The sequence below is a fragment of the Collinsella aerofaciens genome (genome assembly GCF_040910185.1).
Classification (GTDB): Bacteria; Actinomycetota; Coriobacteriia; order Coriobacteriales; family Coriobacteriaceae; genus Collinsella; species Collinsella aerofaciens_BF.
In genome coordinates this window covers 21,053-29,589 of the sequence record NZ_JBDGBA010000023.1, presented here as the reverse complement: position 1 = coordinate 29,589, position 8,537 = coordinate 21,053, and the positions used below count along the sequence as shown (strand labels likewise).

Here is an 8,537-nt window from a genome sequence, read left to right as displayed (position 1 = left end):
GGCATGATCGGTCTGCTCATGATGCAGCTTGCTAAAAACGCCGGCGCCACCAAGGTTGTCTTGCTCGAGCCCGTCGAGGGCAAGCGCGAGGTTGCGCTCAAACTCGGCGCCGACCTGGCAATTGATTCCATCCACGAGGACGTCCCGGCCCGCCTGAAGCAGGAGGGCGTCGGCAACGTCGATGTCGTTATCGAGTGTGTTGGCAAGCCCGTCACCATCGAGCAGGCCATCCAGATCGCCGGCCACAAGGCCACGGTTATGATGTTCGGACTTACCAAGCCCGATGAGACGATCACCGTCAAGCCCTTCGAGGTCTTCCAGAAGGAGCTTGTGCTCACCTCGTCCTACATCAACCCTTACACACAGCGTCGCGCGCTCGAACTCATCGACTCAGGCAGGCTCGACGTATCCTCGATGGTCGCAAAGGTAGCCTCCCTCGACGAACTCGGCGCTATCCTGTCAGACCCGGCCCTGCGTGCCATGGGCAAATATATAATCGACCCCAGCAAGTAAATCGATTGACACCTGCGCGGGCGGCCCTCATCCGTCGTTCACGCGCCCAGCTCTAGGAGACCGTCATGGCGCGAGCCATCTTCCAAACTATTTATGACAACGTGAAGCAGTCGATTGACGACGGCACATACGCCTATCAGAGTTATCTGCCTTCGGAGACTGAGCTCACGCAGCTGTTTGACTGTTCGCGCATGACGGTCCGTCGCGCCATCTCGATGCTTGCGGCAGATGGTTACGTGCTCCCCCAGCAAGGCAAAGGCATGCGCGTCATTCGCAACATCAGTGACGAGACGAGTCGTGGCGGCGGCGGACTCGAGACCTTTAAGGAAATCGCGGTCAACCGAGGCTTTGAGCTCAAGACTGTCACCACCGTCTTTGAGCTCCTCATCTGCAGCAAGGCGCTCTCCAAGATTACCGGGTTTCCCGAAGGCTGTGAGCTCACACGCGCCAAACGCATCCGTTATGCAGACGGACAAGCCGTGTGCTCCGACGACTCCTATTACCTAAGTTCACAAGTACCGGGGCTGACACCCGAGATTGTCAACGACTCGATCTATCGTTACCTCGAAGAAGACCTTGGCATTAAGATTGCCACGGGCAAACGCGATGTAACGATCGAGCATCCTACGCCCGAGGATACGCGCGTGCTCGATCTCGACGACTTTAACGCACTCGCCGTTATACGCGGGCAGACCTACAACGCCGACGGCATCCTTATGGAATACACCGAGACCAAACAGGTCCCCGGGTTCTTTTTGCTCCATGAAACCGTGACGCGCAACGGTACCGGTCGAACCGGCCACCAAAGCAGCATGAACTAACCATCTATTAGTTGCGGTGGGATAGTTCCTAGAATTGCCAGCTTAAGGGCAAAACAGGGACTATTCCACCGCAACTTTTTTGGCCGGCGGGGCAGTACCTGTCCCACCGGCCATCATTTACGCTCTTTTAGCTAGTCCGCGAGCTTCTCCACCTGATCGAGCATCTTGTCGAGCTTGGCCTTTGCTTCGGCCTTGACCTTCTCAGCTTCTTCGTGAGCCTTCGCCTTCTGGGCGGCCTTTTCCTCGGCTTCGGGATCGACGACGACCAGATTGGACGCGTCGTGCTCAACAAGCTTGAGCGCATGCTCGGGACAAACCTTGACACAGGCGCCGCAGCCTAAACAATACGTGGACTCCAACGCAAAGCGGCCGCTTCCCACCAGATCGCAGGCAAACGTGGGGCACACGTTGACGCACTCGCCGCACGACGTACACTTGTCAAAATCGCACTCCGGCGTGCTCACCTGCATGTTCTGGGCAAGCTCGGGGTGGTTTTGCAGCGTCGAGAGCACCAGCTGCCGCCCGTGCGTGAGCGAACGGCGACGCTTGGTCGTCGTGGTGCCGCACATGGTGTTGAGCGTGCGCTCCAGCTGGGTAATCTGATGGCGATGGGCCTTGAGCTTTTGCGTCACCGAGGCCAGCGCCGCCGTCGCCGGATTAAGCTTGGTCACCGTCAGGCCCGTGGTGCGGGCAATCTTTTCCATGTACTCCTTGCGTTCGTACTCGCGAAGCTTATGGCACTTGAGGCTCTTGGGGTCGACCTCCAAGCCCATACCCGTGCCGGACCACTCCTCGGCCTTCGCAATCGCCTCGCCCAGAATATCCTCGCCACCGGTGTTGCGGCACTTATCGCACACGCCCAACGGCAGGTAGACGCTCACGTTGGGATAATCGGCCAGTACCGAGAACCAGGTCTCGGCCGTAATATCGCCCACGCAGGCAACGACGACCTCGTTCTCGCGCGGCATGCGCTTGAGGGCGCGCGTACAGGTGACGTAGGCGGTCTCGTGGCTCGTAGCAGCAGAGACGATATCGTCATACAGGTTTTTGGGCGCCAGACGCGGCGAGATGATTGCCTCGGTCGGACAGGCAGCGGCACACAGGCCGCACTTGCGACAGGAGTCGAGAATCTCGATGGCGTCTTCCTCGACCTCGATAGCGTTGACCGGGCACACGTCCATGCACGCGGTGCAGCCGCTCTTTTCGTTTTTGCAGGTCAGGCACGGAATGGTGTTGCCGCGCGGACGCTCCTTGTAGTCGGCAGGATTCCACTGCGGCGCCGACGGATCGAGTGCATCGGTCACACCGCCAAGCGGGTTTTTAAGAAAGTCGAAACCCTTGCTGATCTCGATAATGTCATCAAACAGATCGTGTTCCTGCGCCATGCGCGGCCCCTCCCTGAGCAGTGCAAACAAGCAAGAGATAATGATACGCTATCGGCCCACGCCTCGGGCAAATTACACGCGGAGCATCTTTGCGGCAAATAGCCCATGGCCTATCGCCGTCTCGATTGCACAAGATCAATCAAGCGCCAAACTATGCCTCGCACATGAGCTGCACGAGTTTTTGTTTGGTCACCTTGGCCTGTTCGTTAGCCATATTGCGCTCGTTTCTAAAGACCGCATTTGCAACACTCTGCAGATCGGCATCGGAAATCGCGCTGCACGGACCGTCCATCGAAGCCGCCGTGGGGCATACGCACAACGGCAACTCGGCATAAAACGCAACGGCCTTGGCGATATCGAGCATCTTGCCGCCGCCAATACCCACCACCATGTCGCAATACTCAGCCCGGGCTTCCTTAGCCATTTCAACAACGGCCTCTTCCGTACACGGACCGTTATAGATCTTAAAGAATGGCTCGCTTAGATCTTCGTCCAGAAATCCATCGACGATCTGCCTGCACAGCCGATCCTCGGTGCCCTGGTCAAACAGGACATAGGCAGCGCAACCCAACCATGACAAATACCTGCCCTGACGCGAGAGCTCACCCGGCCCCTGAACATACCGACCGGGACCGCCATAAACCATGGGAAGCGCCATACGAGAATCCGCCCTTTCATCAACAACAATTGGTGCAAAGCAACCTGACCCCTTTGCACCATAGCAAAAAGGGGGCAAAGCCATCTGCTGGCTTTGCCCCTTCCTTAGCTTGATTTACTCATCCATGAGATAGTAGTGGCCCAGCGCGTCGGCACCCAGGATGGCGTTTGCGACCATCTCGGGCGTCACCTCAAACGGCATGTTGCACATGGTGTCCTCGGGCGCGCACGCGGCCTCGGCAACAATCATGGCCTTCTCGCGCGTAACCTCGGCAACGCCCAGCTCCTTCATCGTGACCGGCAGGCCCAGCTCAATGCAGAAGCCCAAGACTTCCTCGAGCTTCTCGGTCGGGGCATCCTCGAGCACCAGCTGGACGATAGTGCCAAAGGCGACCTTCTCGCCGTGATACATGCTGTGGCACTCGGGCAGCATCGTCAGGCCATTGTGGATGGCATGAGCAGCAGCGAGGCCCGAGCTCTCAAAGCCAATGCCCGAAAGCAGCGTGTTGGCCTCAATGATGTGCTCGACGGCAGGCGTGAGCGCACCCTTCTCCAGCGCAACCTTGGCCTTGACGCCATCGGCCATAAGCGTCTCGTAGCAGAGCTTGGCAAGCGCCAAGCCGGCCATTCCGCCCTTGCCGCCGGCACAAGTGCCACCGTCGGCATCATGCGTCGCCTGGGCCTCAAAGTAGGTTGCGAGCGCATCGCCCATACCGGAAACCGTCAGGCGCACCGGGCTCGCCGCGATAACCGTCGTATCCATCAGGACAATGTTGGGGTTTGCCTTCAGGAAGAGGTACTTGTCGAACTGGCCGTCATCGGTATAGAGCACCGAAAGCGCCGAGCACGGGGCATCGGTCGAAGCAATGGTGGGGCAAATGATAACCGGGGACTCCAGGTAATAGGCGACGGCCTTCGCGGTGTCGAGGATCTTGCCGCCACCGACGCCGACGATGATGTCGCAACCGTTGTCACGGGCGAGCGCAACCAGGCGATCGACCTCGCCCTTGGAGCACTCGCCGTTAAAGTCCTCAAACAGCAGCTCGGCCTTGGCCTCGGCAAAGCCGCCCTCGATCTTGGCACCGACGCGCTTCTTGCCCGAAGGCGTCACGATGACGAGGGCCTTAGCGCCGAGCGGCTCGACATAGGAGCCGAGCTTGGCCAGCTCGTCCGGACCCTGGATGTACTTGCTGGGGCTATTGAAAATTGCAGCCATAACTATCCCATTCTCTAAAAGAAAAAAGAAAGGGGCTCCGTACAGATACGTGCGGAGCCCCTCGTTACGATAACAAGAGTCGATTAGAAATCGATGTCGGTGTCGTAGTAGCAGGCCTTGAGGATCTTCTCGAAGTCGGCAGCCTTGGTCTCACGCGGGTTCTCGGGCGTGCAGGCGTCCTGCTCGGCGTTCGCGGCGATCTCGGGCAGCTTGGCGAGGAACTCCTCCTCGGAAACCATCTGCGGGTTCTCGGCGTCGACCTTCACGCCACCATTCGCGTAATCCTTGATGGACTGCGGAATGTTGAGCTGGTCGTTGAGGTCGCGGATCTTCTGGACGAGCGCGGCGATGAGCTCCTCGTTGGTCTCGCCGGGAAGGTGCAGGATCTCCTTGGCCACGTAAGCATAACGCTCGGCAGCACGGGGATCCTTGGAGTTCCACTGGATGACCTTGCCCAGGTACATGGCGTTAGCAGCACCGTGGATGATGTGGCCGTTCTCGAAGGCAGCACCGGTCTTGTGAGCCATGGAGTGAACGATGCCGAGCAGGCCCGAGGAGAAGGCGATACCGGCGATGCACTGAGCCTCGTGCATGTGCTGACGGGCCTCATGGTCGCCAGCATAGGACTTGGGCAGCCACTCGACGATCTCGCGGATGCCGTGCAGAGCGTTGGCGTCGGTGAACATGGAAGCGCAGGTGGAAACGTAGGCCTCCATGCAGTGGGTCAGAGCGTCCATGCCGGTGTGAGCGCACAGCTTGGCGGGCATGGTGTAGGTGAGCTCGGGGTCGACGATGGCGACATCAGGGGTGATGTTGAAGTCGGCCAGCGGGTACTTGATGCCCTTGGCATAGTCGGTAATGACGGAGAAGGCAGTGACCTCGGTAGCGGTGCCGGAGGTAGAGGAAATGGCGCAGAAGTGAGCCTTCTGACGCAGCTCGGGGAAGCTGAACGGCTGGATAATGTTGTCGAAGGACTCCTCGGGATACTCGTAGAAGACCCACATGGCCTTAGCGGCATCGATGGGCGAACCGCCACCGATAGCAACGATCCAGTCGGGCTCGAAGTCGCGCATAGCGGCTGCGCCCTTCATGACGGTCTCGATGGAGGGATCGGACTCGACGCCCTCGAACAGCTTGACCTCCATGCCGGCCTCTTTGAGGTCGGCCTCAACGTCCTGCAGGAACCCGCCGCGGCGCATAGAGCTGCCGCCAGAAACGATGATGGCCTTCTTGCCCTTGAGGTTCTTCACCTCGTGGCGAGCGCCCTCACCAAAGTACAGATCACGAGGATTGGTAAAACGTCCCATACTGTGCCTCCTAAACAAGCCCCTCTTAGACTTGCGTATATAACGGAGCACCCAATTGGCTCCGTTAGGACCGTTTTGCGCGTTGCCGGCGATGACAATGCGCGATGTCTAAACGTCTCAACGCTCAGACTAATACTATTCTACCGTTCTGGTTGGTCAGTTATTCACCTAAAGCCGACAATGATGAAACGTTTTTTCTATCCCTGAAGACCCTTGTGGGGCATTCATACTCCCAAGCTGGGCAAACGTTTTATCAAGGTTGACCACATATCCCGGACAGGGCTGTGCCCCTCCAAAATGTGCCCCGTTCGCCGCCAAAAATCGACCGTTTACGGCACTGTGATACCACCCGCGCAACCGAGGTGCCGACATTTGTGTGACATCCGTCTTCGTGGTGCAAAGGTGCAAGTCCAAGTGCGGCACCCCCGGTGTGCCACATGCGGGTAAACTAGAACCTTATATAAAGATATTTGAACCCTAACCGCAGCAAAGGAGGCCCCATGGCATTCGATCCCATTCAAGAGGATTGCCATCGCCTCGTTCTTGAGGCCTTGCGCCGCGACAATATCCCGCTCACTGACGGCCCCGCCGTCGAGCGTCTAATGGAGCAATTCACCCGCAACCCCGCGCCGCTCATCGTGCACGATCGCGACCGCGCCGGGCACCTCATTGCCAAGGTGGTCGAGGCTGTCGACTACCGCATCCCCTTTATCCCCGACGACGCCCAGGCAGAGCAAGAAGAAGCCGCAGCCGAGAACATGCTCCGCGAGGCAGCCGCGCTCGATCCGGCCAACTGGGATGCCCAGCGCATGCTGACGGCGCTCACCGCCGAATCCAACGAGGAATACGTACAGTATCTGGTGTCCAAGTGCGACGAGGTGGAGCACGATCTGGCGCTCAAGATTGCCTCGGCGCAGGACCCCTACGAGCGTGAGGCCGCAGGCGACCTGACCCGCCGTCCCTACCTGCGCTGGCTTGCCGCCTTGGCATCGCGCGCGCTCATTAGCGGCCGCTACCGCATGTCGCTGGATGCCGCGAATCGCAGCCTGGACTTTGCGCCCAACGACCCCGCCGGCGTCCGCCATACCGCGATGCTTGCCATGGCAAAGCTCGAATACCCTGCCGAGGAGCTCAAGCGTTTTCGTTCCGCCCACTCCGTGTCCTATCTTGCCAACACGCCGCTGCGCCGCCGTCCCAAGGACGCAGAGCGCGACCTGGACCCGTGGACGCTCATCGCGCTGATGAGCACTGCTTGGCGCGAGCTGGATTACGAGGGCGCCGAGCACTACCTGCGCATCCTGGTGCGCTCATGCCCGCACGCGGCCGAGGCGCTCTACTTCCAAACCGAGTTTCCCGATGGCGTCTATGCCCGCGTCAACGTAGGTCCGGGCTCCACCGATGAGCTTGTCCTTGCCCTGTCCGAGGCGACGCCGGTGCTGCAGGAGGGCCTAGGCGCGCCCGACAACGCCAGCTTTGCCGCCTGGGTCGCCACCAACGACATCGTGCGCTCCCAGATCGACGAACGAATCCTGCGCGCGGCCGAACAGGGATTGCCGTTTAAGGGAGGAGACCTCTAATGGATCCGAGCGTCTACATCCCCGCCTATCTGGAGCGCACCTATCTGGCATCGCACCCCGAACTCACCGATGCAGCACGCGAGCTTGTCCATAACGACATCAGCGCAAACCCTCAAAAGTATGCGCAGACCGAGCATGCCCAAGCGCTGCTGTCCTATGCCGGCGTTCATCGTCATTTGCTTGACGAGCTTCGCCGCATCGAGGACATGGGCAGCGACGAGGAGTTTGAGCAGACGCGCAACCGCCTGTTCGACGACATGCGCGATGAGCTGCTCAAGATTGTTCGCGTCGATGCGCATGTCCTCGATGCCCAGCTGCTCGCCATCATCCTGGCCGACACGCCCGTCGATGCCTGCCTGGGCGACCTGATGAAGCTCGAGGCGAGTACGGCCGACTACCTGCAACAGAGCGTGCCCGGGTTTGATATGGAGGCCCCGCACTACTGGGCCAATAATGTTTTGGCCGACGGTGTCACCGCAGCAGACCTTACCGTGAGCGAGCCGGCTCTTATCGGGTGGCTTCACACACTCGAAGCCATCTCGCAGCTGTGCATGGCGAGCGCCCGCTACCGCGCTGCTGCCAACTACGCCCGCCGTGTTCTTAAGGCAGAAGGCTATCCCACCCGAGCTGCCGGCACCGTGTTGCTCGCCCTCGCTCGCCTGGAAGACGAGGACGGCTTTTTTGCCCTAGCCCACCAGCTCGAGGAACAGGTGGGAGCCGATGCGCTCGAGAACTCCCCCTGGTACCTGCTCGCCCGCACAATCCTCTTGTTCAAAACGAACAAGATGCGTCCGGCGGTGCGTGCGCTGCGCGAGTTCGCTAACCGCTGCGAGGGTGGCGCGTTCTTCTTGCTGAATCCCATGTACCAGACACCGTACCTTCCCTGCCGGCCCGAGCCACGCGATCCCTGGGATCTTTCGCACCAGGCCGTTTGGGAGGCCGACGGCATCATCTCGGATACTCCCGACTTTGCCCCCTGGGCCAACGCTTGCGAAGACGTATCGCAGCTTGCCCAGGAATTTGCGCGCCGCTACGGTTTTTAGTGACGCACTCGACCCGAC

8 protein-coding genes are annotated in these 8,537 nt (G+C 59.8%); 4 read left to right on the top strand and 4 right to left on the bottom strand.

From position 1 onward, the window contains the following. On the top strand, positions 1 to 513 hold a 513-nt coding region (locus tag AB5Z54_RS08590; protein WP_368161223.1), incomplete at its 5' end, for a zinc-binding dehydrogenase. 65 nt (positions 514 to 578) lie between these two features. Next, positions 579 to 1,334, top strand: a complete 756-nt coding sequence (locus tag AB5Z54_RS08585) for a GntR family transcriptional regulator (protein ID WP_161116120.1) — start codon at positions 579 to 581, stop codon at positions 1,332 to 1,334. Between the two features lie 131 nt (positions 1,335 to 1,465). Here AB5Z54_RS08585 and AB5Z54_RS08580 read toward each other — a convergent pair whose 3' ends face one another. From AB5Z54_RS08580 to AB5Z54_RS08565, 4 genes are all read right to left on the bottom strand, one after another. Further along, complete coding sequence (locus AB5Z54_RS08580; protein WP_260699477.1) at positions 1,466 to 2,719, bottom strand: 4Fe-4S binding protein; 1,254 nt, start codon at positions 2,717 to 2,719, stop codon at positions 1,466 to 1,468. 151 nt (positions 2,720 to 2,870) lie between these two features. Then, complete coding sequence (locus AB5Z54_RS08575) at positions 2,871 to 3,377, bottom strand: iron-containing alcohol dehydrogenase (protein WP_368161222.1); 507 nt, start codon at positions 3,375 to 3,377, stop codon at positions 2,871 to 2,873. Positions 3,378 to 3,491: 114 nt separating this feature from the next. Then, positions 3,492 to 4,592 carry a glycerol dehydrogenase gene (locus AB5Z54_RS08570; RefSeq protein ID WP_022093872.1) on the bottom strand — a complete coding sequence of 367 codons (1,101 nt, stop codon included), beginning with the start codon at positions 4,590 to 4,592 and terminating at the stop codon, positions 3,492 to 3,494. An 83-nt stretch (positions 4,593 to 4,675) separates the two neighbouring features. Then, complete coding sequence (locus tag AB5Z54_RS08565) at positions 4,676 to 5,899, bottom strand: iron-containing alcohol dehydrogenase (protein WP_215675225.1); 1,224 nt, start codon at positions 5,897 to 5,899, stop codon at positions 4,676 to 4,678. Positions 5,900 to 6,399: 500 nt separating this feature from the next. On the opposite strand from AB5Z54_RS08565, the gene AB5Z54_RS08560 reads away from it, so the two are divergent. Both AB5Z54_RS08560 and AB5Z54_RS08555 read left to right on the top strand, forming a co-directional pair. Further along, positions 6,400 to 7,476 (top strand): tetratricopeptide repeat protein, encoded by a 1,077-nt coding sequence (locus tag AB5Z54_RS08560; protein WP_368161220.1) that lies wholly within the window; start codon positions 6,400 to 6,402, stop codon positions 7,474 to 7,476. Continuing rightward, positions 7,476 to 8,519: a hypothetical protein gene (locus tag AB5Z54_RS08555; protein WP_368161218.1), complete on the top strand. Its 1,044-nt coding sequence runs from the start codon at positions 7,476 to 7,478 to the stop codon at positions 8,517 to 8,519. Before AB5Z54_RS08560 ends, AB5Z54_RS08555 begins: the two co-directional genes overlap by 1 nt. Positions 8,520 to 8,537: the final 18 nt, after the last annotated feature.

What these genes read in the sequence shown, in the direction of transcription:
- AB5Z54_RS08585 (WP_161116120.1), top strand. Translation starts at nt 579, where the DNA reads ATGGCGCGAGCCATCTTCCAAACTATTTATGACAACGTGAAGCAGTCG.
- AB5Z54_RS08580 (WP_260699477.1), bottom strand. Translation starts at nt 2,719, where the DNA reads ATGGCGCAGGAACACGATCTGTTTGATGACATTATCGAGATCAGCAAG.
- AB5Z54_RS08575 (WP_368161222.1), bottom strand. Translation starts at nt 3,377, where the DNA reads ATGGCGCTTCCCATGGTTTATGGCGGTCCCGGTCGGTATGTTCAGGGG.
- AB5Z54_RS08570 (WP_022093872.1), bottom strand. Translation starts at nt 4,592, where the DNA reads ATGGCTGCAATTTTCAATAGCCCCAGCAAGTACATCCAGGGTCCGGAC.
- AB5Z54_RS08565 (WP_215675225.1), bottom strand. Translation starts at nt 5,899, where the DNA reads ATGGGACGTTTTACCAATCCTCGTGATCTGTACTTTGGTGAGGGCGCT.
- AB5Z54_RS08560 (WP_368161220.1), top strand. Translation starts at nt 6,400, where the DNA reads ATGGCATTCGATCCCATTCAAGAGGATTGCCATCGCCTCGTTCTTGAG.
- AB5Z54_RS08555 (WP_368161218.1), top strand. Translation starts at nt 7,476, where the DNA reads ATGGATCCGAGCGTCTACATCCCCGCCTATCTGGAGCGCACCTATCTG.